The following is a 23,434-nucleotide window of genomic DNA, read 5'->3' on the forward strand; positions in this document are numbered from 1 at the left end:
ATGCGCGTCGACATTTCCCTGCTGCCGGCCCTTGCCGCCACCTTCATGCTGGTGTTCGCCCGCGTGGGCGCCATGGTGATGCTGATGCCGGGGTTCGGCGAGAGCAACATCCCGGTGCGCATCAAGCTTGGAATCGCGCTGCTGCTGACGCTGATCATCCTGCCGCTGCACCGCGCCGCCTATCAGGTCGATCTGAACTCGATGACGTCGCTGGGCGTCTTGATGGTGCACGAGATCGTCGTCGGCATCGTGCTCGGCGCGACCGCGCGCGTCACGCTGTCGGCGCTGGCGGTCGCAGGTTCGGTGATCGCCCAGCAGCTCGGCCTCGGCTTCGTCACCGCCGTCGACCCGACCCAGGGGCAACAGGGCCTGCTGATCGGCAACTTTCTCACCATCCTGGGCATGACGCTGCTGTTTGCCACCGACAGCCATCACCTGGTCATATCGGCGCTGAACGAGAGCTACCGGATTTTCTCGCCAGGCGAATTGCCGCCGAGCGGCGACGTCGCGGCGCTGGCTACGCGCGCCTTTGCCACGGCCTTCAAGATCGGCATGCAGCTTTCGGCGCCATTTCTGGTGTTCGGCCTCGTCTTCAATATCGGCCTTGGCGTGCTGGCGCGGCTGATGCCGGCTATGCAGGTCTATTTCGTCGGCGTGCCGCTGTCGATCATGGTGGGTTTTCTGATCCTCGCCCTCGTCCTCACCGGAATGATGGCGACCTATCTCAACTACTTCATCAGCGTGATGCACGAGTTGACGCCGCTGAAATAGAGCATGATCTCCGGGCAAACGCGCTCCGCGTTTGTCGCGAGGGGAAAGTGGGTACCGGTTTCCCCTCGCGACAAAAGCGGAGCGCGTTTGCGCGGAGATCATGCTCAGACAAAATGCTAGGGCGCCGCAATGGCCGACGATACCGACGACAAAACAGAAGACCCTACGCAAAAACGTCTCGACGATGCGCTTGCCAAGGGGGATGTCGCAAAGAGCCAAGAGGTCAACACCTGGTTCATCATCGCGGGCGCCACGCTGATATTGTCGACCTTCTCGGGATCGATCGGCGGCGGCATCCTGACGCCGCTGCGCAACCTGGTCGCCAATGCGGGCCAGCTTCGTGCCGACGGCGCGGCGTTGCTCGTGCTCGGCAATACGCTGGGCTATGCCGTGATCGGCGCGATCGGTGTGCCGCTGTTGATGCTGGCGCTCGCCGCGATCGCCGGCAACATGATCCAACACCGCCTGGTATGGTCGTCGGAATCGCTGAAGCCGAAGTTCAACAAGGTATCGCCCGGCGCCGGACTGAAACGCATCTTCGGCAAGCAGGCTGTGGCGAATTTCGCCAAGGGCGTGTTCAAGTTGGTCGCGCTCGGCGCCGTCATGATGGCGGTGCTGTGGCCCGAGCGCCATCGCCTGGAATCGTTCCTGATGTTCGATCCCTCGGCGATCCTCGGCGTCACAACCAATTTGACGCTGCAGCTGATGGGCGCGGTGGTGGCGATGCTGGCCGCGGTCGCGATCGCCGATTACTTCTTCCAGTATCGGCAATGGTTCGAGCGGCAGAAAATGTCGCTGCAGGAGATCAAGGACGAGTTCAAGCAGACCGAAGGCGACCCCCACATCAAGGCCAAGATCCGGCAGTTGCGCCAGCAGCGCATGAAGAAGCGCATGATGGCCGCCGTGCCCAACGCCAGCGTGATCATCACCAACCCGACCCACTATTCGATAGCGCTGTCCTACGATCGCGGCATGTCGGCGCCGGTCTGCGTCGCCAAGGGCGTGGACAACGTCGCCTTAAAGATCAGGGAAATCGCCAAGAAGCACGACATTCCGATCGTGGAGAACGTGCCGCTGGCGCGGGCGCTTTATGCCACCGTCGATGTCGACGAGGAGATTCCGGTTGAGCACTATCACGCGGTCGCCGAGATCATCGGCTACGTCATGGGCCTGAAGAACGGGCTTGCCAGCCGGAGAATGTGAAAGGAACCGCTGGAAATCGCCTTGAAATGCCTTCAATCTGTCAAATAGCTGCCTGATGGGCTTGCGCTTGCGGGGCCGATTCAGGCACTCAGGAGGGGTGCGCCAGCCGAACGCGGGGTTACCCGCGGCCGGCCGATCCTGACCGGCGCGTGACTTCCTCGCCGAAGGGCAACGCCGCTTCATATGACCGTCGAAACTGACAGCCATCCGTCGACCGAGCCCTTTGCGGCCAACGAACCGGCGCGGCGGGGCGGTAGCATCGTGCTGGTGCTGCTGGTGGCTGCCGGCATCGTGGCGGTGGCGGTGGCGCTGATGACCATCGGTCGCGCCCAGGCCCAGCCCTATATCCTCGGCGTGCTGGCGCTGCTCGCCATGGTCGGCCTTTTCAATCTGTTCGCCTTTGCCGCCGGTATCATCCGCTTCACCGACCGCGGCGCCGATGACCCCGTGATGGGCCGTATCGCCGATCACGCCCATGACGGTTTGGCCGTGACCGACCCGAAGGGCCATGTCGTCTATTCGAACGCCGCCTATCTGGCGCTGACGGGCGCCGCGAGCCCGCAGGACGTGCGCCCCATCGAACGCGTCTTCATCGGTAACCCGGACGTCTCCGAAGCCGTGTTCCGCCTGCTCAAGGCCGCCCGCCAAGGCAAGCGGCAGCAGGAGGAGGTCCGCATCGCAGGCTCCGACGGTGCGCAGGGACGCTGGTTGCGGATGCGGGTTCGTCCGCTCGGCCAGAGCAAGCGCGAAGCAAAATACGCGGTGTGGTCGATCGCCGACATCACGCGGGATCGCGAGCGCCAGGAAGATGTGTTTCGGGAGTTGCAGCACGCGATCGAATATCTCGACCACGCGCCATGTGGCTTCTTCTCGGTCAGTCCGGCCGGCGACGTCATCTATGTCAACGCCACCCTGGCGAACTGGCTCGATTACGATCTCGCCGAGATCGGTTCGGGTGGGCTGAAGCTCACCGATATCGTCTCCGGCGATGGCGCTGCGCTATTGACCTCGATCGTGGCGGTGCCCGGCGAGGTCAAGACCGAGGTGTTCGACATCGACCTGCGCATGCGTGGCGGCAGGACCATGCCGGTGCGGCTCTATCACAAGCTCGCCTTCGGTGCCGACGGCTCGCCGGGTTCGTCGCGCACGCTGGTGATCAGCCGCGCACGCGACGAGCATTCCGACCCCGAACGCGCCGCCGAAGTCCGCTTCATGCGATTCTTCGACCATACGCCGATGGCGATTGCGACGGTGGACAGCAGCGGCGCTGTCGTCCGCGCCAATGCTCGCTTCGCCAAGCTCGCGCAGAGCCTCAGTCCGGACGGCGCGGCCAACAAGTCGATCTTCCGCACCGTGAACGCGCGCGATCGCAGCCTTCTGATCGCGGCGATCAACCAGGCGGCCGAAGGGCAGGGCGACATCGCGCCGGTCGAGGCCATGCTCGACGGCGCCAAGGAGCGCTGGGGGCAGTTCTTCGTCACCACGGTCGAGGAGGACGAGCGCGACACCGAAGCCGCCATCGTCTATTTGCTGGAGACCACCGAGCGGCGCACGCTGGAAAACCAGATCAACCAGTCGCAGAAGATGGACATGGTCGGCCAGCTCGCCGGCGGCATCGCGCACGACTTCAACAACGTGCTGTCTGCGATCATGATGGCCAACGACTTCCTGCTGAACGCGCACAAGCCGACCGATCCGTCGTTCCAGGACATCATGCAGATCAAGCAGAACGCCACCCGTGCGGCGACGCTGGTGCGGCAGCTGCTCGCGTTCTCGCGCCGCCAGACGCTGCGGCCGCAGGTGCTCGACCTCGGTGACGCGCTTTCCGATCTCACCATGTTACTGCGGCGCCTGATCGGGGAGAAGGTCAAGCTCGACCTCGTGCATGGCCGGGATCTCTGGCCGGTCAAGGTCGACGTCTCGCAGTTCGAACAAGTGGTCGTCAATCTCGCGGTCAACGCGCGCGACGCTATGCCCGATGGCGGCAAGCTGACGGTGCGGACCGCCAATGTGACGGTGGATGAAGCAGCCCAGCTCACCCACAAGGGCATGCCGGCCGCCGACTACGTGCGGATCGACATTTCCGATACCGGCACCGGAATCCCGGCCGACATCGTCGACAAGATTTTCGAACCGTTCTTCTCGACCAAGGAGGTCGGCAAGGGCACCGGGCTTGGTCTCTCGACGGTATACGGTATCGTCAAGCAGACCGGTGGCTTTGTCTATGTCGACTCGACGCCGGGCGAGGGCACCACCTTCCGCATCTTCCTGCCGCGTCACCGGCCCGAACTGGAAGCGCAGCCGGAATCGCAGGCGACCAACGGTGCGGGCAAGGAAGCAGCGGCGGAACCGCCGAAGCCACGACCCGACCTGACCGGGCAGGGCACCATCCTGCTGGTGGAGGACGAGGATGGCCTGCGCTCCCTGAATGCGCGCGGCCTTCGTTCCCGCGGCTACAGCGTGATCGAGGCTTCCAACGGCATCGAGGCGATGGAGGCGCTCGACGAAAAGGACGGCGCGGTCGATCTTGTCGTCTCCGACGTCGTGATGCCCGAAATGGACGGCCCGACGCTGCTGCGCGAAATGCGCAAACGCAATCCGAATCTCAAGATCATCTTCGTCTCAGGTTATGCCGAAGAAGCTTTCGATAAGAGCCTGCCGGAAAACGAGCAATTCGCCTTCCTGCCGAAGCCGTTCGCGCTCAGTGCGCTGGTCGAGAAGGTGAAGGAGACGATGACGGCTTCTTGAGACCTGCCTGTCATATTCGCCCGTATGAAATGCTTCAGCACGCCGGAATCATCGCCATTCGAAGGCGAGTTCTCCCGGCTACGCATCCAGCGCGGGCTGACATTGCTCGCCGCTAAACCATTGATTAATGCTGGTTCACAGCTAAATCGTCACATCCCCGCGACCGAGGGCCGCAGCCATGCGTCCCTATGGCGGCTTCACTTTTGGGCGATCCTGCCCATCTTAGGAGCACTTCTCCAATGTCGGGGAACGAGGAAAAAGACATGAATTTCACGCAGACTGCGCGCGGAATTATACGGACCATCGCGATCGTGATGTCGGTTGCGGTTCCGTTGGCGATCACGATTTCGGCGGCTGATGCCCGCGTTGGCGGTGGCGGCAGCTCCGGTTCGCGAGGATCGAAGACCTATTCGGCGCCCCCGAGCACGACCACCGCGCCGGGCACGGCGCAACCCATGAACCGTAGCTTTACCCAGCCGGGTACTCCTGGCGTGGGCGCACCGGCGGCTGCCGGCGCGGCCGCCAAGGGCGGCTTCTTCAACCGGCCCGGAATGATGGGGGGCATGCTTGGCGGTCTCGCCATGGGCTTCCTTGGCGCAGGCCTGTTCGGCATGCTGACCGGCGGCGGCTTGTTCTCCGGTCTCGGCGGCCTGTCCTCGATCATCGGCCTGCTGCTGCAGATCGCCCTGATCGTTATCGTGGTGCGGCTGGCGATGTCGTGGTGGCAGCGCCGCCATACGCCGGCCTCCGCCTACGCGACGGGACCTGCTCCTGCCGCTGAAGGCCCCGGCGCCCAGACCAACTTCCGCTCCGGACTGGGTGGCTTTGGACTGGGATCGAACCAGCCGGCGCTGGAAATCCAGCCGGCTGACTATGAAGCGTTCGAGCGTCTGCTCGGCGAGGTTCAGGCTGCATGGTCGAACGAGGACGTCGCCAAACTGCATACGCTGGCGACGCCCGAGATGGTGTCCTACTTCTCCAAGGATCTCGAGGAGAACAAGGCCCGCAACGACGTCAACAAGGTGACCGACGTCAAGCTGCTGCAGGGCGACCTCGCGGAAGCCTGGCGGGAAGGCGAAACCGATTTCGCCAGCGTGGCGATGCGGTTCTCGCTGATCGACAAGACCACGGAGCGCACCACCGGCCGTCTGGTTTCGGGCAGCGAAACTCCGATCGAAGCCACCGAAGTGTGGACCTTCGCCCGGCGGCGTGGAAGCGACTGGGAACTCTCGGCGATCCAGCAGACCGGCTGATCGCTGCAACGTGACGAGGAAGGCGCTGCGGTTCGTTCCGCGGCGCCTTTTTCTTTGCCAGAATGCCCGCTTCATTCCGTGCCGGAATATTGGTCGCCGTGATGTGTTGATGCCAACGAACAAAAAATAACAGGGAGAAACCAGATGAAGAGCTTCGCCAGAATCATCTCGCCGGCATGCTTTGCGCTTGCCGCCATATCGGCTCTCGCCAGTGCGCCCGCGCAGGCGCAATCAGCCGATACCAGTTTCTTCCTGACCAGCAACGGCATCGGCAATGGCGGCAATCTCGGTGGGCTCGCCGGCGCCGACAATCACTGCCAGACATTGGCGCAGGCAGCCGGAGCGGGTGGCAAGACCTGGCGCGCCTACCTCTCGACGCAGGCCGCCGACGGCACGCCGGCCGTCAATGCGCGCGATCGCATCGGCAAGGGGCCGTGGAAGAATGCGAAAGGCGCGGTGGTCGCCAAGGACGTCGCGGAACTGCACGGCGCCAACGGCCTCACCAAGCAGACCGCGCTGAGCGAGAAGGGCGAGGTCATCAACGGCCGCGGCGATGCGCCCAATCGACACGACGTGCTGACCGGATCGCAGGCGGACGGGTCAGCGTTTGCGGCGGGCGAGGATCGCACCTGCAAGAACTGGACGAGCTCGACACAAGGTGCGGCGATGGTCGGTCATTCCGACCGCGTCGGCATGCGCGACGACGATGCCTCGAAATCCTGGAACACGTCGCATCCCTCGCGCGGCCCGGACGGCGGCTGCTCGCAAGCCGACCTGAAGAGCACCGGCGGTGACGGGCTGTTCTATTGCTTCGCGGCGAACTGAGTTCACGCCGTAGCCCCGGGTGGAGCGAAGCGAAACCCGGGGTCACTCTCGCAAGGAGACCCCGGGTTTCGCTGCGCTTCACCCGGGCTAAGTTCGCTCATTCGAAATCGCATGGGCCGTCGTTCTGGTCGACGACGCACCCGGCGGCCGATACCGATGCAAAGCTTTGCGAAAAAGGCCGCCGCTAGGCGGCCTTTTTCTTTGCGCGCTTCTTTGTCGTTTTCCGAGGGGCCTTGCTGGCGCTCTTCTTCGCCTTCTTCGGCGCCTTGCGCTTGGCGAGATGGGCGCCGACGGCTTTCGACGAATGCCCGACGGCGGCGACGGCGGCCTTCAATTTGGCGGGCGTGACCTTGAACTTCTTCGACCAGTAGCTGACTTCGTAGGGCTGGCTCACCGAAATCCGCGCCCGGTCGGCGGCCTTGTGCTTCTGCAGCTTGATGTAGGCGGCCACCTTCTTGGCGGAGTGCCCCACGTTCTTGACGGCGGCCTTCAGCTTGGCCGGCGTGATCTTGAATTTCTTCGACCAGTAGGCGACCTCGTAAGGCTCGCTCAACGCGATCAGCCCGCGATCGGCTCCGCCGCGTTCTTCCTGTTGTCCGCCATTCCCATTCTCCTGTCGTGTTGAGAAATCGACGCTTCAAACGGGAAGCAACCTATCACGCCGGCTCGCATTCGGACAGATTCGGACCTGTGGAGATCCGCGCGCAGCGTTCATGCTGCGGCGGTCGCGCGGACATCGCGTTTGGCGTGACGAACGAACCACGGGGTGATTTGTTATATCGGTCAAACCGGCAGCGGAGGTGCCATCGATGCGTTACGAGCTCTATTACTGGCCAATGATTCAAGGCCGCGGCGAATATGTCCGCCTCGCACTGGAAGAAGCGGGCGCCCGCTACGCCGACGTCGCGCGCCGTGGCAACGGCATGGCCGCGATGATGCGAATGATGGAAACGCGGAAGGGAGCGCCGCCCTTCGCGCCGCCGTTCCTCAAGGACGGAAAGCTCGTGATCGGGCAGACCGCCAACATCCTGCTTTATCTGGGATCGCGGCACGGGCTGGCGCCGAAGTCGGAAGCCGGCAAGCTCTGGGTGCATCAATTGCAGCTCACGATCGCCGATCTGGTGCTGGAAATTCATGACACCCATCACCCGCTCGGCCCCTCGCTGTACTACGAGGAGCAGAAAGCGCCGGCGAAGAAACGCACCGATGAGTTCTGGAAGGCGCGCGTGCCGAAATATCTCGGCTATTTCGAGGACCTGCTGGCGGCCAATGGCGGGACTTATGTCACTGGCCGTCGCCTGACCTACGTCGACCTGTCGCTGTTCCAGATCGTCGAGGGACTTCGCTACGCATTTCCAAAGCGCATGAAGGCCTTCGAACGGAAAATTCCCGGCCTGGTCGAACTGCACGACCGCGTTGCGGTGCGGCCGAACATCAAGACGTATCTGGCGAGCGACCGAAGGATTGCGTTCAACGAGGATGGGATTTTCCGGAGGTACAAGGCGCTGGATGGGTGAAGTGCGAACTCGCCGTCATGGCCGGGTCAAGCGCAGCCATGACGAGCGGTGGTAGTCCCTACATGCTCCGTCCATCCACCGGCGTCATCTTCAGCTTCGACAATTCGATGCCGTCGATGCAGCTCACATTGAGCGCCACCACGTCGCTGCCGTCGGGCTTCTTGCCACGCGCGAAGACGTCGACGCCGCAATCAACGCAAAGCTGGTGGTGGATTGCGTGCTTGTTGAAGAGATACTCCTTCAAGTTTTCCTCGCCGGCGCGGAGCTGAAAACTCTTCGGGTCGAGGAAGGTGAAATGCAGCCCCTTCTTGGTGCAGATCGAGCAGTTGCAGGCGGTGACCATTGAAAGGTCGGTGGTGCATTCGAAGCGCACCTGGCCGCAATGGCAGCCGCCGGTGTAGGTCTTGCTATCGGGCATTCTTGTCCGCCATCGTTATGTTCACCAAAGTCCGGGCACCAGACGATAGCGCACGCGCGCGGCGTAGTCAGCATAATCGGGCAGTCCTTCGAGCAGCGCGCGCTCCTCGATGCGGGCGCGAATGGCGAAGAGAATGGCGAACACCGGCGCGATCGCCACGCCCCACCACGATCCCAGCAGCAGCGGGACGCCTACGAAGAACAGCATGATGCCGCTGTACATGGGGTGGCGGACAAAGGCATAGGGGCCGCTTGAGATGACGCGATGGTGGCGTTCGACCTGTACCTTCACGACCGGCGCGGCAAAGGAATTTTCGCGGAACACCCACATGATGAAGGCGTTCGAAAGCAGATACATCGCAAGCCCGAGCGCCTGCAGCGCGAGCGGAACGTCCGATGCCTGCGCGCGCCGGTCCAACCCGATCGCGACGAGCCAGATCAGCGTCACCAGGACGAAGGTCAGCATGAATTTCTTGTCGGCGGCCGGCTGGTCGGCCTGAAACGTCGGCCGCATGCGTTCGGCGAGCAGGGCGGGATCGGTCTTCGCGAGCCACAATCCGCAGGCAGGGCCGATGATCGCGCTGACGACCAGGAACACCCAGGCCGCCGGCCAGTCCAGCGAACCGGCTGACGCGAACAACAACGCGCCGAGCGCGATGACGAAGATGGTATTTTGCAGCAGAAGCTTTGCGATCATGCCCGGGTTCCATTTCCCCGTGGCGGCATGATTGCGTGATTCTTCGGCAAACTTGCGGCGCTGGTTTCGCCCCCCGTCGGGGACGCCAGCCGTTACGCCAGTTGGTCGATCCGCGTTCCCTGACCCGGCGGCAGGGGAGCTACTTGCGTCGGCTTCGGCGTGCGGGTGCCGTCGGCGGCAGCGCCGTTTTGGACGTCGGGGGTCTTGTCGGGGGCCTTGAACACCGGGACTTCAGGCGGTTTGACTACCACCGTTGCGGGGACAGCGGAGACATTCATCGGAAGCATCCTTTTGGTTGCCTCCGACACTGGCCGGCTTGAAACGAACGATTGGTGAATCCGGCGCGGCAATCCCGCGCTAACGCCGGCAATCCCCGTCCAATGGTGAACGGACGGCTCGCGAAATCGTTAGAATGCGACGGATCGAGAGTTGGGCCTACTCGTCCTTGCCGCGGGTCACCACGATAGAAGCCTCGGCCTTGGTGCGCGTGCATTCCATGTTGAGCCGGCGGAAGCGCATGGAGATCTTATCGCCGCGGAGAATACCCATGCGCTTGATGCAGCGCGAAGAGCCGGTCGCAACGTCTTGCTTCGGAATGGTGAAGACGATAGCGCCGGCTGATGCGATCAGTTCGAAGAATGCCGGCTTGGGCTTTCGATCGGTTTTCGCATAAAGCTCGTTGGAATAATTGCGGCCGCGGCAGCCGAGCGAGAATTCCTTGGCTGCCGGGTGCGTCAGATAGATCATGTTGCCGGTGTTGACGCTGATCTTCAGTCCGTCGATCTGATTTTTCAACTCCTTGGCGATATCCTCGCAGCGGTCGGCGCGCGCCGGCGAAACGCTGAACGCGGCGACCAGCGCGAGCGTCGCGGCAAACAAGGTCGGTTGTCGAAGATGTGGTCCCAAAGCCATCGTGAATGCCCCTTTGCACCATTGAACCCCGCGCGCGGATTTCCTGCAAGGGCCGCGTGCGGAAGTCAACTTGCTTGTCAGAAACCGTAGAGGATCACGCCGATCCCGAAGGCGATCACGGCGAAAATGCCGTACAGCGTGGGAATGCTGACCAGCATGGTGGCGAGTCCCAGCCGCTGGCCGCGCGCGGCAAGCGCGATGGCGCAGGCGGCCATCAGCGGAAACGCGATCATCCGGATCGGCGTCTCGAAGGCGGAGACTCCGCGGAAATCGAACCCGTGCCGCACCACCGAGGGCATGAAGTTCAGCCAGGTCATGAGCACGAGCGCGCCAAGCGTGATGATCGCGTAACGCAGCCGGCCGACGGTGGCGAACGCCAGCGCTGCCAGCGCCAGCAACGGGTGGCTTGCGATATAGGTCTTGATGATCGCGCCGCCGATGCCGGGGCCGGGAATTTCCGACATGTCGCCGAACAGCGTCGGCACGTGCGAGAGCCCGTCGAAGGCTTCGATCGCGGCGATGACAATCAGAAGCAGGTAAAGCCCGAGCAGCCGCGGGGGATGGATCGGGACAGGGGCTGCGTCGGGCACTGTGGTGGCGGAGTTCATTTACAATGGCAATCAGTTGGGCAGAATATTGGAACCTTCCTTTGTCTGGGGAGGACCGGGAAGGGTTCAAACGTGAGCCGGCGGCGGTAGTGACTGCGAGGGTACCAAGGGGAGGGGGCATAGTGATTTCGCGCGCCCAGTGTGCTAGACTACCCTCATGACAAAACTACTCGAACAAGCCTTGCGTCAGGTCGAGCAATTGCCGGAAGGCGAACAGGACGCCGCGGCGGGTGCGTTGCTCGACTATGTCAAGCATATGCGGGACATGCGTTTGACCGATGCGCAAGTGGCCGAGGTTCGTCGCCGTCGCGCCGATCCTAACCGCAAGCTCCTGTCGCAAGCCGAAGCGCTAGAACGCATCGGACGGCTGGGCTCGTAGCAACCAATGAAACTTGTCTTCGACGATCAGGCGATTGCCGATCTCGAAAACATCTATGGCTGGATTGCCCAGGATAGTCCCTCGACTGCGAGGACTGTGACAGACCGGCTGTTTAGCAGCATAGAACTGCTTATCTCGTTTCCCCTAATTGGCCATGTTGGCCGCGATCCCGACACGTTCGAATGGGTAGTACCGCGGCTGCCATATGTTGTGGTGTACGAAGTCGATCGGGAGCAGGAGAGAATTGTCGTACGGCTGTTTTTCACGGGGCGCAGGACCGCGAGGGCGGAAACCGATAGGATATGCAGGACGCACCCATCTGGGAGGCAGCAGAACGCCCGGAGCCCCCGAAGCTTCCTTTTGTCCAAAAAATGCTTAGAACGGGTCTATTGCCGGCAGCGCCGTTCTGGCCGCTGCCGGCTCCAACCCGAGATATCGATATGAACGCCCCGACTGCCTTTCCCGACCAAAAACCCGTTCCGCCCTACAAGCATACGCCGCTGTTCCCGCTGGGTGCGGACACCACGCCCTACAAGAAGATCACGGCCGAAGGCGTGCGGGTCGAGAAGGTCTTGGGCAAGGACATGCTCGTCGTGTCGCGTGAGGCGCTGCGGGCGCTATCGGAGGCGGCCTTCGGCGACATCAACCACTACCTGCGGCCGGGGCACCTGAAGCAGCTGCGTTCGATCCTGGAAGACAAGGAGGCCAGCGACAACGACAAGTTCGTCGCCTTCGACTTCCTCAAGAACGCCAACATCGCCGCCGGCGGCGTGCTGCCGATGTGCCAGGACACCGGCACCGCGATCATCATGGGCAAGAAGGGCTGCAACGTCATTACCGATGGCGACGACGAGGCCGCGCTCTCCGAAGGCGCGCGCGATGCCTATTTGCGCCGTAACCTGCGCTATTCGCAGGTCGCTCCCTTGACGATGTACGAGGAGAAGAACACCGCCAACAACATGCCGGCGCAGTGCGAGATCTACGCCGAGGGGGATGACGCCTACAAGTTCATGTTCATGGCCAAGGGTGGCGGTTCCGCCAACAAGAGCTTTCTGTTCCAGGCAACACCGTCGGTCCTGACGAAAGATCGCCTGCTGGCGTTCCTGAAGGAGAAGGTGCTGACGCTCGGCACTGCGGCGTGTCCGCCGTATCATCTCGCCATCGTCATCGGCGGCACCTCCGCCGAACTCTGCATGAAGACTGTTAAGCTTGCGTCCGCACGCTATCTTGATGCGCTGCCCACCCAAGGCTCTGCGGACGGCAATGCGTTCCGCGATCTGGAGATGGAGCAGGAGATTCTGAAGATGACGCAGTCGCTCGGCGTCGGCGCGCAGTTCGGCGGCAAGTATTTCTGCCACGACGTGCGCGTGATCCGGATGCCGCGCCATGGCGCCTCGCTCCCGATCGGGCTCGGCGTGTCCTGCTCGGCAGACCGTCAGGTGCTTGGCAAGATCACCAGGGACGGCGTCTATCTTGAGGAGCTTGAGCATAACCCGGCGCAGTATCTGCCGGCGGTCGAACAATCGCTCGGCGGCGAGGTCGTCAAGATCGATCTGAACAAGCCGATGAAGGAAATTCTCGCAACGCTGTCGCAATATCCGATCAAGACGCGCGTCTCGATGACCGGCACCATGATCGTGGCGCGCGACTCCGCCCACGGCAAATTGCGCGAGCGGCTGGAGAAGGGCGAGCCGCTGCCGGACTACTTCAAGAACCATCCGGTGTATTACGCCGGTCCCGCCAAGACGCCGGACGGCTACGCCTCCGGCGCGTTCGGCCCGACCACGGCGGGGCGAATGGACTCATTCGTCGACCAGTTCCAGGCGGCGGGCGGATCGCTGGTGATGGTGGCCAAGGGCAACCGCGCGGTCGCGGTGCGCGAGGCCTGCAAGAAGCACGGCGGATTCTATCTCGGCTCGATCGGCGGTGCGGCGGCAAATCTCGCCGAGCACTGCATCAAGAAGGTCGAGGTCGTCGAATATCCCGAACTCGGCATGGAAGCGATCTGGCGCATCGAGGTGGAGGATTTTCCGGCCTTCATCATCATCGACGACAAGGGCAACGACTTCTTCAAGGAGTTGAATCTGGGGTGAGGGGCAATTCCTGGCGGGAAGCAACAACATGGTCGAGTGGTTCGACGACCTGAAAGTCGGCATGCGCTTCAAGGGCGGCGAAGTGATGGTGTCAAAGGAAGACATCCTTCGCTTCGCCAGGGAATACGATCCGCAGCCGTTTCACCTCGACGAGGAGGCCGCCAAGAAGACGGTCTTCAAGGGACTCGCCGCATCTGGCTGGCATACGGCGGCGATCGCCATGCGGCTTGCCACCGAGTGCCGGCCATTCGGGCCGCATCCGCTCTTGGGCGCCGGCGTTGACGATCTGCGCTGGCTGAAGCCGGTGCGGCCTGGCGACACGCTGCATCTTGAAGGAGAAGTCGTCGAACTGGCGCCTTCACGGTCGAAGCCGCAAGGCGTCGCCCGCGTCAGATGGACCCTCTATGACCAGCATGGCGAGGCGGTCTATACCTTCATTCCCATCGCGATTGTGCCGACGCGTCCGAAGTGAGCGCGAGGTCCGGCTGCAGGGCGATTGGCCTCGACGGGTTCCGCAAGGGCTGGGTTGCGGTGCTCCTCGATGGCGACGTGCAAGAAATCTCCTTTCACCGCAATGTCATCGAAGCATTGTCGCGTCCGTTCGACCGGGTGGGGATCGATATTCCAATCGGAATGACCGATGACGGCGAGCGTGATTGCGATTTGCTGGCGCTTGCGAAACTGTGGCCGCATACGTCGCGCGTCTTCACCGGTACCCGCCGCTGGCTGTGGCTGGAGTTCAGCGATCCCGATCGCGCCAACAGGGAGGCGCAGCGGCGCGGCCAAAAGCGCGTGTCGCGCCAGCTCTGGCACCTCGGGCCGAAGATCATGGAGGTGGATGCGTTCCTGCGCGCCCATCGCTCGCGCGATATTCGCGAGGCTCACCCCGAGCTGGTTTTCCTGCGCCTGAACGATGGCAGGCCATTGCCTTCGAAGAAGTCCGAGGAGGGAACCCGGCTCCGCCGTACGCTGCTCAAACGGGAGGGGATCAGGGAAATCGACAGGTGGCTGGCCAACGAACGTATCGGTACCGGTGCAAAATGCGATGACGTGCTGGACGATTGCGCTGTTGCGATCGCTGCGCGCGATGTCGCTGGTTGCGTTCCGGAGGGGAGACCGCCGCGTGACGCGTACGGCCTGCCGATGCAGATCTGGTCGTGACCTTGATCGCCTGCGAACCGAAACGATCAGCTCAACTGCAATTCGTCACCTGGCTGGAGCACAGGCTCCGCCACCAGCCGCGCACGCCGTCATGGCTTTCCACCAGACCCCAATGGCCGCTGCAGGCGAGCAGGCGTTTCGGTCCGCCGTCGGTATCGAGCGTGCCGCCGAGCTTGCGCTGCGCCGGCGACCACTTCGCATCGGCAAAGGGTGCCTGGAATAGTCCGCCCATCCGCGTGCCGCCATTGGCATAGTTCGCGCCGAGCTTGTTGGCGGCGACCCAGCCGCGCCCCGAATAGGGCTTTGGCGCAGTGCGCGGGTACTTCTTCTCGTCCTCATATTCCTTGCCGGGCGGTGTCGCGCCCTCGATCAGGAACCAGCCGTCCTTGAAGCCGATGATGCGGAATTCGGTCAGCCAGCCGCCTTCGGGCGCGTTCTCGCTGCCGCCCATCTTCAGCCGGTAGGGCGGCGGCAACGTGCCGAGCACGCGCGCCTTTACCGAAGGCTCGGCGCGCACGTTGAGACCTTTGGGATCGCGATCCCAAGACCAGGCGCCGAGACTGCAGGGTTCGGTACCCTCGGGGAGTTTGGCGCGGCCGGCTGCGAGTTCGGCGTCCAGTTTCTCGAACTGGCGTTCCTCGCCGTCCGGATCGGTCGTCGTGGTGTCGCGGTTGCCGCGGGTTGGATCGATACGCGGTTGCAATTCGGCCGATGAGGCGCGTAGTCCGCTGTCGCCTCGTGTCAGCTTGACGACAAGCATCTGCCGCGGCGCGAATACGCTTCCCGGAGATTTCGGATCGCTCGCATTCGCCGGATAGACGGCGAGATAGCCCGTCATCGCGGCTTCATCGGTGCGATAGGCATCGCCCCCGACATAACCGGCCGGCACGAAGGCGAGCGCGCTCTTGCGCCACGCCGGTTCGGGCTCTGGCGTTTGCGCGATCGCCGCACCCACCAGCGAGGCGAGGGCGGCGATCGAAAACAGAATTATTTTGTGCATGACCGAGAGAATGAGGAGGCGCTACGGCCTCCTCATCAATCAGGCCCGCGTCCCGGTGAAGGGGAAGCTGCCCATTGGGCCGATACCCATCTCGCCGCTCATGCTGTCGCCGGAGACCTTTCCGATGAACTCGAGGGTCAACGGCATCGGGTTGGTGATCGAGACCTTCCAGTTGACGGCGTCGCCGCTGATGGCGCCGTCGAAGATTTCGGTGGAATTGCCGTCGGCGCCCTGCGTGCCCGTCAGCGTACCACCGGAGGCCAACAGGGTTAGTGTTGCCTTGCGCTCGCCCATCGGCGTGCTCATGGTGAGATTCCAGTTTCCGTCCACGGCCATCTTTGTCTCCCCGACATTTTCTTCCCGGCAAACCGGAATGGCTTGCGAGATCCGCTAAAACTCGATCGGCGGTATAGCCTATCTCGCCATACAAGCCCAACCGTCTCAAGCGTCCTTTTGACGCGTATTCTTCAGGCGCGTTGCGCGGCAGCGCGAAGCCGGCTGCCGACCAAAACACGAAACGCGATGTATTGAATTGCGAAGGCGGCAATCTTGGCGCCGACCAATACGACGGTCACGTAGAACGTCCACAGCTTCATGTCGCCGGTCATTGCGACCCCGATGGTGCCGGCGGCGAGCACGAAACACAGTGCGGCCCAGGCATAGCCCGCGAAGGTGACGTATTCGGGAATGGTCTGCGTCACGATCGGCGGCATATAGCGCAGCATCCAGCCGCGCTTGAGCATGATGACGCCGATCGCAAAATGCCCGATCGCAGGCTTCGCCAGCACGAAGCGCGGGTCGTGGGTCAGGAGCGTCGCGCTGCCGAGCACGATGACGAGCGCCAGACTCGCCCAGGTCATGTAGCCGAGCTCCTTGCCCTTGACGCGCGAGTAGATCACCTGCGCGATGGCGCCTGCGATCGCCACGCCCGTCGCCAGCAGCACGTTGTCGGTGGTGAGATAGATCGTGATGAACAGAATGGTGGAGAAAAAATCGGCGCCCAGTCTGGCGAATACGTCCTTCATCGGCTTGCTTTCTGCTGGAGGGGTGTTGCAGTCGAAAGGGTAGACTTAGTTGGTGCCGGGGAGGGCGTTCGCGGGCGGCGCACCATGCTTCGACTTGCGATATTGTGGATACCATGTCGTGAAGAAGGCGGCACTGTTGCGGGCGGCGAAGGCGATCACAAGGCTGGACCAGAGCGGCAAGCCCGGCACATAGATCGTGAGCACGTTGCCGACGATCATCAGGACGAAGGCGGCATTCCAGGCCCATGTGATGAGATAGACCGCCTTCAGAAAGCCGGGCTGCTTTGCCGTCTTGGCGTCGACCACTTCAAGTGCATATTGCAGTACGAACGGCTTGCGGATGATCAGCGAGACCAGCGAGATCGTGAGTACTCCGATGTCGACGATCAGCTTGACGGCCGAATGGCTGAGGTTCGGATCGACCAGCGTGAGATAGGCGCCCAGTCCGCTGAACAGGACGACGGAGCCCGCCCCGAGCATCTTGATCGAGCGACCGCGATAAAGGTCAATGCCGACGACACCGAGACAGATCGCGGCCGCCACGAAGAGGCTGATCTCGGCTGAGGTCACCAGCATCAGCAGGGCGAACGAGCCGAAGGGAGCGAGGATCAGGAAGATGGTCATGCCAGCCTCTCGGGGCAAATCTTTACATCGTAAAGATAAACTAGCCGTCAGCATGAGAGTCGTCAAGGAAAATCTTTACAGTGTAAAAATGGTCGAAAGCTTACGAAGTCTGTCTGTTTTGCAATGGCTTGTAGGGGTCGTTGAGGTGGTCATGCCGGGGCGCGCGCGAACCGCAGATGCGCAAATTGCGCATCGGGAATCTCGAGGGCAGTTACTTCCGGATTCCGGGGGCGTCGCTGCGCAATGCCCCCGGAACAACGGAGGAATTACTCAGCCCCGACCCAATTGCCATGAAAGCCGTCCGGCACGCGATGACCGAGATGGACCAGCGCGACGGGACCGGCTTCGACATCCTGCGCGTTGAACACCGCAAGATCGCTGCGGTTTTCCTGCGCGCGCCAGACGGCTGATAGCAGCCAGCCATCGCCCTCGGCGGCGTCAGCGCCGCGTTCGACAAACACCGGCTCGGAAATCGTGTCGCCTGCGGGGAGCACATACTTTCCGAACCGCTTGCCCTTGCCGTCGACATGGACGATGCCGGACAACGCGCCGAACATCGGCAGATCGGGATTGGCGCAGGCGTACCAGCCATGGCTGTTCGCGCGTCCCGCGCGGCGGTCGTCGATGCGCGGGAATTCGCCGGTGAGATCGTCGAGATAGGTTTGCGTGAAGCGGTCGGTATTGCCCGACAGGTCGAAGGTCCAGCGGCAGTACCGCGCGCGTGATTTCTGCGGATCGGTCTTCGAGCCATCGGGATGGGGGAATAGCGGCGCTTCCTCGAACTGCATCACGTCGGCAATGACGCGGTTGCCTTCCTCCCACGCATTCATGACGTGGAAGACGTAGCAGCTCTCCGCGCGGAACCAGACGAGATCTTTCGCCGAACCGTTGCGCTTCATGACGCCGACGTACGCGCCTTTCTCAGGCTCCCAGGCGTAAGGCGGCTTGCCGCGCATCGCGCGCTCCATGCTGCCGGTAATCGGCAGGATCGGAAACAGCACATGATTTTCGGTGACGATGAAGTCGTGCACCATGCTGGCATAGGGCGCGTCGAAGCGGTCGAACCGCGTCACCACGCCCGCGGCGTTGACCGATCCGAAGGAGAGGGCGGGGGTCAGGGGGCCCGCGGCGTTGTAGCCGAAGAACACCATCTCGCCGGTCACGGGATCGATCTTGGGATGCGCCGTGAAAGGCCCCTTGATGGCACCGTTGTAGTCGCAATAGCCGCGACGATTGAGGGTGCCGGGTTCGATCTCGGTCGGCAGATGGCCCTCCTCGAGCGCCAAAAGCTTTCCGCCATGGAAGATGATGTTGGTGTTGGCGACGCCGCCATCGTCGGTGATTCCGGCCGGCGCACCCGGCAGCTTGCGGCCGAAGCCGCCGAACAGGGCGCGGCCGGCGTCGTGCTCGGCCAGCCATTTCGGGGTGCGGACCCAACGGTTGCGGTAGCTGGCGCGGCCGTTCTCCAGATGGAAGGCGTGCAGCATGCCGTCGCCGACGAACCAGTGCGCGCCGGGGGCATCGAATTGCGGGTTGGGGCCGTTGCGATAGAGCGTTCCGTTGAGCTCGCGCGGCAATTCGCCGGTCACCTTGAGATGCGGCGCGTCGCATTCCATCGGGATCGGCGCAAGGTTGGTTCGGGCCGCCTCGGTCTTCACCTGGTCGAGCATCGCACGTTTCCTCCGATTAAATCTTTACATCGTAAAGATACCAGTAAGGACGTTGTGGCCGGCCGTCAAGCAAAATCTTTACAGTGTAAAAATTGTGACTATAAGAATTCGTATGGCAAGAACATCGCGAGAAACCAGAACGAACCGTCCCGCTGCGAAGCGCAAGCCGACAAGGGCCGTGGCCGAAAGGCCAGCCGCCCGTCGGCGCCGTCCTGCAGGCGAGACGCCCTATCATCACGGCGATCTGCACGACGCCTTGCTCGCCGCCGCCGAGCGGGTGCTGGAACGCGACGGGTTGCCGGGCCTGACGTTGCGGGCCGTGGCGCGCGAGGCCGGCGTATCGCATGCCGCGCCCACGCATCATTTCGGTGATCTCTCCGGGCTTTTGAGCGAACTCGCCGCGATCGGGTTCCGTCGCTTCAACGAGGCGATGGAGGCGGCGGGCAAGACCGATACTCACCCGCTGATGAAGGCTATGGCCCGCGCCAAGGCCTATGTCGCCTACGCGCAGGCGTGTCCCGGCATGTACGGGCTGATGTTCCGCACCGAGCGGCTCGACATGAAGCGGCCCTCGCTGCACGAGGCGGCGACTGCCTCCTTCGAAGGCCTGGCGAACGCGGTCGGCGCCGGCCGTGACGAGAAGCTCACGGGCGACGCGCTGGAGGCGCTGACGCTCGACCAGGCCGCGGCGATCGCGCGCGCGTGGTCTTTGGTGCACGGCTTCACCACGCTGCTGCTCGACGGACGGCTGAAGGATATTTTGCACCGGCTGCCCGAAGGCACCGGGGTCGACCAGCTCCTGGATGCGATGTTGCGTTCGACGGTGCCGCGACCGGCGGGGGTGTAGGGCGGCGGCTTTGCGGGAGTTCGTTGGCGTCGGGATGGACTTGCGCGGCGAACAGCGTGGGTGGCGTGCCGCTCAGCAACCCCTGCAAATCTTGGTTTGCCGCGCAAGCCTTGCGTCGGCTTCCACGTCTTCGTTGGGCTGCCGTGTCCACTCGTCATACCGCGCTTTGGCATCTGCTTGGGGCGGGGCGCCATTCAGAGGGCCGAGAATGATCTCCTGATTGCGGGCTGTTCTTCGCTTTGGCGTCCGTTTTTGCTCGCCCGGCGCGTCATTTGCGGTCGGTGGTTCACCCAACCCATCCCAGGCGATCGGCGCGCCTGCGGTCTGTGTTGTCGAGCAGCCGGTGCCGGACGCGCAGCAGCCGGTGAGCGCGGAGCCGGCAACCAGCAGAACCATGAATTTCGTTAGCATCGTTACTCCGGTGTGGCCGCCGTTAAAACCCGTGACGTGAGAATATCAAGCACTCAAGGCTGTAGCTTTGACGTTAATACGGCGAAAACACGCCGGCCACGGGCTGCATTAGCGCTTTGCAAGGCTGACGGCGGTGCCTTTTTCACCGATTACCTTCACTTCGTCCTTGCCGCACTTGAAATCACGCGCAAATTCGTCCGCCGCCTGGCGCGCGAGTTCGTTGGCATTACGGTTGGCCTGGCCGTCGATATAGGCGACGTGGCAGACCGGGCCCGGCGGCAACCGCGTCACGGCGAGCATCGGTTTCGAGGTCGGGCTTCCGGACTTGTCCGGGTCGTTGTTGTCGGCGATCAGCCAGCGCTGAATGATCGCGAACGGCCTGCCGTCCACCGCCCGCCATTCGACGGTGTTCGCCGTGGAATTGAAGGGAGCAAACCAAGCCTCCGCAGCCGGCTCTTTGGCGGCGGCCACACGGTCGGGTCCGACCGAGACGGTTTGGCGCAAGTCGTCCTCGCTGATCAGCACCAAGAGCCCCGATTTGCCGGGGCACACCTGCGTCGTCCCGCCGTTCTCGGGCTTGCCGACGGTACGGCAGTCCTTCGGCGCAGTCGATGTGTAGCTACTGCTGAATGTTTGGGCATTGGCCGGTGAAATCAGGCCAAAGGCAGCCGCGAACAGGACCGCGGCGGCCGGCACAGTGAGTTGCCGATGGGGGACGCGTTTCATCTGCACTTCTCGCATGGAACTTCCAGGATCAGACGTGCGCAATCTGGGGAAGGTTCATGGCAAAGGTGCGAAACACCTGACATTGCCGCGGAATCGTCCTAGAAGAGCGACTTCGCAATTCCTCCGTTTCCCCAGCGTGTAGCCATCCAATCGTCATGCCCTCTATTCCCTCGAATAAGCCCTATCGTGTTGGCCGCTCCCCCACCGGACTTGGCCTCTTCGCCACCAAGCCGATCAAGAAGGGCACCAAGATCATCCGCTATTTTGGGCCGCTGCTGGATTCGAAGAAGAAAAAAGACGACGCGATCGAGAACAAGTATCTGTTCGAACTGAACGACCGCTGGACCATCGACGGCTCGGTCCGCAAGAACATCGCCCGCTACATCAACCACGCCTGCAAGCCGAACGCGGAATCCGACGTTCGCCCACGCAAGCGCAAGGTCTTCATCCGCGCCATCAAGAACATCGAGCCGGGCGAGGAGATCAATTACGATTACGGCACTGACTATTTCAAAGCCTATCTGAAGCCCATCGGTTGCAAATGCGCGGCCTGCGAAAAGAAGCGCAAGAAGCAGCGCGCCGAGGCACGGGCTGAAAAGGCCCGCCTGAAGGCCAAGGCCGAACGGAAGGCGCTGAAGAAGGCGGAAAAGCTCGCCAAGGAAAAAGCGAAGGATCAGGCGAAGCTGAAGGAAAAGGCCGAGCGGAAGTCGAAGAACAAGCTCACGCTGAACGGCCATTCGCTCAATGGCAAGTCTCTGAGTAGCAAGTCTCTGAGTGGTAAGCCACGCGCCCGCAAGTCACTCAATGCCAAGTCCCTCAACGGCAAGCATCTGAACGGCAATAGCCGCGTCAGGGTTGCCGGCAAGAAATCGGCCGGCGGGAAGCCGCCGGTTTCTGCGCCGGCCCTTCAGGCTCAACCCGCCGCTATCTCCGTCGAGGCTCAGCCCGCCGCTATCTGAAGGCTCATCCACCGGGCTTTCGCACCGACTTCGGCAGTGACGAGTCGCCGAAGTTTACTGCCGAGCGCTGAACGATCGCGCCTGTTTCGTCGACCACGACGCGAAACCGGCGGTGCTCGGAGAAGAAGGTCAGGCGATGCCGGCCGCTATCCGCATCGATCCCGCGCTCGGCGAAGCTCGTGATCTTTCCCGCGCGCATTTCCTGTTGAAGCAGGGGCAGGGCGAGGCCAAGCCCTTCGGCGACGATGGCTGCGTCGATCTGGACGGCCCCATTCTCAAATTCGATCGGTTTCATGAGTTGCACCTGAGTCTTGCGGTGGTTTCTTGCGGCCCTCACAGAAGCGCCGGGCTCCGCCTGGCCGTCGCGGGATAGGCGCACTCCGCCAGCGTTGTGGAGTCGAGCTCGCGCATGAAGGCTTCGCGGGCGGCGGCGAGTTTGGCCTTCAGCCGGCAGCGCGGCTTCAGCGCGCAATTGCCGCCATCCTCGCGAAAACACTCGACCAGCGGCGGCCCTTCCAGCGCGCGCACCACTTCGCCGATGGTGATCGACTGGGCGGGGCGCGCCAGCGTGAAGCCGCCGCCGACGCCGCGCTGGGTCGAGATGAAGCCGCTGTCGGCGAGGTCGCGCACCACCTTGGCCAGATGGTTGCGGGAAATGCCGAACTCAGCCGCGATCTCGTTGGTCGCGAAGGAGCGGCCGGGCTCGCCCGCCAGCCGCATCAGGGCGCGCAAGGCAAAATCCGTAAACGATGTCAGGCGCATGGGAGCCCTCTTAAAAGATCTGCTTGCAAATCATTTATAGCCGTCTAAATAGGTATTTGAAATGCCTATTTAAGGGCAGCGGACGAAATGGAAGCGATCGTGGCAGGGCCGGAACGGCGTCAGCGGATCACGGCCGAAATCATGGAGCGGACGGGCATCGACGAGGCGATGATCGAGCGCCTGGTGCACGGCTTCTACGCCAAGGTGCGCGCCGACGCGGTGCTGGGGCCGATCTTCGATGTCAGGATTAGGGACTGGGAGCCGCATCTGGCGCAGATGTGCGCGTTCTGGTCATCGGTCGCGTTGATGACGGGCCGCTACCACGGCACCCCGATGGCCAAACACCTGCCGCTGCCGGTCGACGCCGGGCATTTCGACCGCTGGCTCGAACTGTTCGAGCAAGCCGCCCGCGAGATCTGTCCGCCCGAGGCGGAAGTGCATTTCGTGGAACGGGCGCGGCGGATTGCGGCGAGTCTCGAACTCGGTATCGCCGGCGCCCAGGGCATCATGCTCGGAAACGGCGAACGATTTCGGCGCAACCAGACAGGAGCAGTGTGATGGCTTATCGTGCGGATGTCGTGACCAACAAGGAGCAGGCCGATCCGTATTCCGGCAGCAGCCTGGTGCCGATGCTCGTCATCGGGCTGGTGCTGACCTTTGCCGGGATGATCGCGGCATTGGTGTTGAGCTGAAGTCTACCCTCGCCATTGCCTGCGACAAACGCGAAGCGTTTGCGCAAGGGAGCGAAAGCGACGACTTGTCCGCCGAAGCTCAACGAGCGAAGGCGGAAGCAATCCATCTATCCCGCGTGGAGACGTGGATTGCT

General features: G+C 62.8%; 30 protein-coding genes. 15 read left to right on the forward strand and 15 right to left on the reverse strand.

All coding sequences use genetic code 11. The features are described 5' to 3' along the window. The 5 genes from fliR to IVB22_RS05575 all read left to right on the forward strand — a co-directional run bounded on the left by fliR (position 1) and on the right by IVB22_RS05575 (position 6,800). Complete coding sequence (gene fliR, locus IVB22_RS05555) at positions 1-771, forward strand: flagellar biosynthetic protein FliR (RefSeq protein WP_247516303.1); 771 nt, start codon at positions 1-3, stop codon at positions 769-771. A gap of 129 nt (positions 772-900) precedes the next feature. After that, entirely contained in the window at positions 901-1,974 is a 1,074-nt protein-coding gene (flhB, locus tag IVB22_RS05560) for a flagellar biosynthesis protein FlhB (protein ID WP_247516304.1), read from the forward strand. A gap of 183 nt (positions 1,975-2,157) precedes the next feature. Next, on the forward strand, positions 2,158-4,722 hold the full coding sequence (gene cckA / locus IVB22_RS05565; protein ID WP_247516305.1) for a cell cycle histidine kinase CckA: 2,565 nt from the start codon (positions 2,158-2,160) through the stop codon (positions 4,720-4,722). 239 nt (positions 4,723-4,961) lie between these two features. Then, positions 4,962-5,975, forward strand: a complete 1,014-nt coding sequence (locus tag IVB22_RS05570) for a Tim44-like domain-containing protein (RefSeq protein WP_374207471.1) — start codon at positions 4,962-4,964, stop codon at positions 5,973-5,975. A 144-nt stretch (positions 5,976-6,119) separates the two neighbouring features. After that, positions 6,120-6,800 (forward strand): lectin, encoded by a 681-nt coding sequence (locus IVB22_RS05575; protein ID WP_247516307.1) that lies wholly within the window; start codon positions 6,120-6,122, stop codon positions 6,798-6,800. A 184-nt stretch (positions 6,801-6,984) separates the two neighbouring features. Here the strand turns inward: IVB22_RS05575 and IVB22_RS05580 are convergent, their stop codons facing one another. Next, positions 6,985-7,353 carry a DUF3606 domain-containing protein gene (locus tag IVB22_RS05580; protein ID WP_247516308.1) on the reverse strand — a complete coding sequence of 123 codons (369 nt, stop codon included), beginning with the start codon at positions 7,351-7,353 and terminating at the stop codon, positions 6,985-6,987. A 256-nt stretch (positions 7,354-7,609) separates the two neighbouring features. Between IVB22_RS05580 and IVB22_RS05585 the strand changes: the two genes are divergently transcribed. Continuing rightward, complete coding sequence (locus IVB22_RS05585) at positions 7,610-8,317, forward strand: glutathione S-transferase (RefSeq protein ID WP_247516309.1); 708 nt, start codon at positions 7,610-7,612, stop codon at positions 8,315-8,317. Between the two features lie 58 nt (positions 8,318-8,375). Here IVB22_RS05585 and IVB22_RS05590 read toward each other — a convergent pair whose 3' ends face one another. The 5 genes from IVB22_RS05590 to IVB22_RS05610 all read right to left on the reverse strand — a co-directional run bounded on the left by IVB22_RS05590 (position 8,376) and on the right by IVB22_RS05610 (position 10,951). Beyond that, positions 8,376-8,735, reverse strand: a complete 360-nt coding sequence (locus IVB22_RS05590; protein WP_247516310.1) for a GFA family protein — start codon at positions 8,733-8,735, stop codon at positions 8,376-8,378. Positions 8,736-8,756: 21 nt separating this feature from the next. Continuing rightward, positions 8,757-9,431 carry an isoprenylcysteine carboxylmethyltransferase family protein gene (locus IVB22_RS05595; protein ID WP_247516311.1) on the reverse strand — a complete coding sequence of 225 codons (675 nt, stop codon included), beginning with the start codon at positions 9,429-9,431 and terminating at the stop codon, positions 8,757-8,759. A 92-nt stretch (positions 9,432-9,523) separates the two neighbouring features. After that, positions 9,524-9,709 carry a hypothetical protein gene (locus IVB22_RS05600; protein WP_247516312.1) on the reverse strand — a complete coding sequence of 62 codons (186 nt, stop codon included), beginning with the start codon at positions 9,707-9,709 and terminating at the stop codon, positions 9,524-9,526. A 157-nt stretch (positions 9,710-9,866) separates the two neighbouring features. Further along, a complete protein-coding gene (locus IVB22_RS05605; protein WP_247516313.1) occupies positions 9,867-10,343 on the reverse strand; it encodes a hypothetical protein in 477 nt (158 codons plus the stop codon). A gap of 77 nt (positions 10,344-10,420) precedes the next feature. Beyond that, the gene (locus IVB22_RS05610) at positions 10,421-10,951 is read right to left on the reverse strand and encodes a hypothetical protein (RefSeq protein WP_247516314.1); all 531 of its coding nucleotides are present in this window, start codon (positions 10,949-10,951) and stop codon (positions 10,421-10,423) included. A 157-nt stretch (positions 10,952-11,108) separates the two neighbouring features. Between IVB22_RS05610 and IVB22_RS05615 the strand changes: the two genes are divergently transcribed. From IVB22_RS05615 to IVB22_RS05635, 5 genes are read left to right on the forward strand one after another with little or no spacing between them, the layout of a single operon-like run. Next, positions 11,109-11,330 carry a hypothetical protein gene (locus IVB22_RS05615; protein ID WP_247516315.1) on the forward strand — a complete coding sequence of 74 codons (222 nt, stop codon included), beginning with the start codon at positions 11,109-11,111 and terminating at the stop codon, positions 11,328-11,330. Between the two features lie 6 nt (positions 11,331-11,336). Then, the gene (locus tag IVB22_RS05620) at positions 11,337-11,774 is read left to right on the forward strand and encodes a type II toxin-antitoxin system RelE/ParE family toxin (RefSeq protein ID WP_247516316.1); all 438 of its coding nucleotides are present in this window, start codon (positions 11,337-11,339) and stop codon (positions 11,772-11,774) included. After that, positions 11,771-13,423, forward strand: coding sequence for a fumarate hydratase (locus IVB22_RS05625; RefSeq protein WP_247516317.1), 1,653 nt, complete (start codon positions 11,771-11,773; stop codon positions 13,421-13,423). The genes IVB22_RS05620 and IVB22_RS05625 overlap by 4 nt, the downstream gene beginning before the upstream one ends. 28 nt (positions 13,424-13,451) lie before the next feature. Next, positions 13,452-13,895, forward strand: a complete 444-nt coding sequence (locus IVB22_RS05630) for a MaoC family dehydratase (RefSeq protein ID WP_161855722.1) — start codon at positions 13,452-13,454, stop codon at positions 13,893-13,895. Beyond that, positions 13,892-14,584: a DUF429 domain-containing protein gene (locus IVB22_RS05635; RefSeq protein ID WP_308200356.1), complete on the forward strand. Its 693-nt coding sequence runs from the start codon at positions 13,892-13,894 to the stop codon at positions 14,582-14,584. The genes IVB22_RS05630 and IVB22_RS05635 overlap by 4 nt, the downstream gene beginning before the upstream one ends. 31 nt (positions 14,585-14,615) lie before the next feature. Here IVB22_RS05635 and IVB22_RS05640 read toward each other — a convergent pair whose 3' ends face one another. From IVB22_RS05640 to IVB22_RS05660, 5 genes are all read right to left on the reverse strand, one after another. Continuing rightward, positions 14,616-15,584, reverse strand: coding sequence for an SH3 domain-containing protein (locus IVB22_RS05640; RefSeq protein WP_247516319.1), 969 nt, complete (start codon positions 15,582-15,584; stop codon positions 14,616-14,618). A 39-nt stretch (positions 15,585-15,623) separates the two neighbouring features. Further along, complete coding sequence (locus tag IVB22_RS05645; RefSeq protein WP_025588796.1) at positions 15,624-15,920, reverse strand: hypothetical protein; 297 nt, start codon at positions 15,918-15,920, stop codon at positions 15,624-15,626. Between the two features lie 131 nt (positions 15,921-16,051). Beyond that, positions 16,052-16,609 (reverse strand): inner membrane-spanning protein YciB, encoded by a 558-nt coding sequence (locus IVB22_RS05650; protein WP_247516320.1) that lies wholly within the window; start codon positions 16,607-16,609, stop codon positions 16,052-16,054. A gap of 45 nt (positions 16,610-16,654) precedes the next feature. Continuing rightward, entirely contained in the window at positions 16,655-17,233 is a 579-nt protein-coding gene (locus IVB22_RS05655; protein ID WP_247516321.1) for a hypothetical protein, read from the reverse strand. Positions 17,234-17,499: 266 nt separating this feature from the next. Continuing rightward, positions 17,500-18,903, reverse strand: coding sequence for a carotenoid oxygenase family protein (locus IVB22_RS05660; protein ID WP_247516322.1), 1,404 nt, complete (start codon positions 18,901-18,903; stop codon positions 17,500-17,502). A 112-nt stretch (positions 18,904-19,015) separates the two neighbouring features. On the opposite strand from IVB22_RS05660, the gene IVB22_RS05665 reads away from it, so the two are divergent. Continuing rightward, complete coding sequence (locus IVB22_RS05665; protein ID WP_247516323.1) at positions 19,016-19,750, forward strand: TetR/AcrR family transcriptional regulator; 735 nt, start codon at positions 19,016-19,018, stop codon at positions 19,748-19,750. Positions 19,751-19,822: 72 nt separating this feature from the next. Here the strand turns inward: IVB22_RS05665 and IVB22_RS05670 are convergent, their stop codons facing one another. Beyond that, positions 19,823-20,146, reverse strand: coding sequence for a hypothetical protein (locus IVB22_RS05670; protein WP_247516324.1), 324 nt, complete (start codon positions 20,144-20,146; stop codon positions 19,823-19,825). 123 nt (positions 20,147-20,269) lie between these two features. After that, on the reverse strand, positions 20,270-20,887 hold the full coding sequence (locus tag IVB22_RS05675) for a hypothetical protein (RefSeq protein WP_247516325.1): 618 nt from the start codon (positions 20,885-20,887) through the stop codon (positions 20,270-20,272). Positions 20,888-21,042: 155 nt separating this feature from the next. Here IVB22_RS05675 and IVB22_RS05680 point away from each other — a divergent pair, with 155 nt between their 5' ends. After that, positions 21,043-21,846, forward strand: coding sequence for an SET domain-containing protein (locus IVB22_RS05680; protein WP_247516326.1), 804 nt, complete (start codon positions 21,043-21,045; stop codon positions 21,844-21,846). 4 nt (positions 21,847-21,850) lie between these two features. On the opposite strand, the gene IVB22_RS05685 is transcribed toward IVB22_RS05680, so the two are convergent. Both IVB22_RS05685 and IVB22_RS05690 read right to left on the reverse strand, forming a co-directional pair. Continuing rightward, a complete protein-coding gene (locus IVB22_RS05685; protein ID WP_247516327.1) occupies positions 21,851-22,141 on the reverse strand; it encodes a DUF6522 family protein in 291 nt (96 codons plus the stop codon). 38 nt (positions 22,142-22,179) lie between these two features. Next, positions 22,180-22,608 (reverse strand): Rrf2 family transcriptional regulator, encoded by a 429-nt coding sequence (locus IVB22_RS05690; protein WP_247516328.1) that lies wholly within the window; start codon positions 22,606-22,608, stop codon positions 22,180-22,182. Positions 22,609-22,695: 87 nt separating this feature from the next. Between IVB22_RS05690 and IVB22_RS05695 the strand changes: the two genes are divergently transcribed. Both IVB22_RS05695 and IVB22_RS41320 read left to right on the forward strand, forming a co-directional pair. Continuing rightward, a complete protein-coding gene (locus tag IVB22_RS05695) occupies positions 22,696-23,166 on the forward strand; it encodes a group III truncated hemoglobin (RefSeq protein ID WP_247516329.1) in 471 nt (156 codons plus the stop codon). Further along, positions 23,166-23,300: a hypothetical protein gene (locus IVB22_RS41320; RefSeq protein WP_256467377.1), complete on the forward strand. Its 135-nt coding sequence runs from the start codon at positions 23,166-23,168 to the stop codon at positions 23,298-23,300. Before IVB22_RS05695 ends, IVB22_RS41320 begins: the two co-directional genes overlap by 1 nt. Positions 23,301-23,434 lie beyond the last annotated feature (134 nt).

This window comes from Bradyrhizobium sp. 190 (assembly GCF_023073415.1).
Classification (GTDB): domain Bacteria; phylum Pseudomonadota; class Alphaproteobacteria; order Rhizobiales; family Xanthobacteraceae; genus Bradyrhizobium.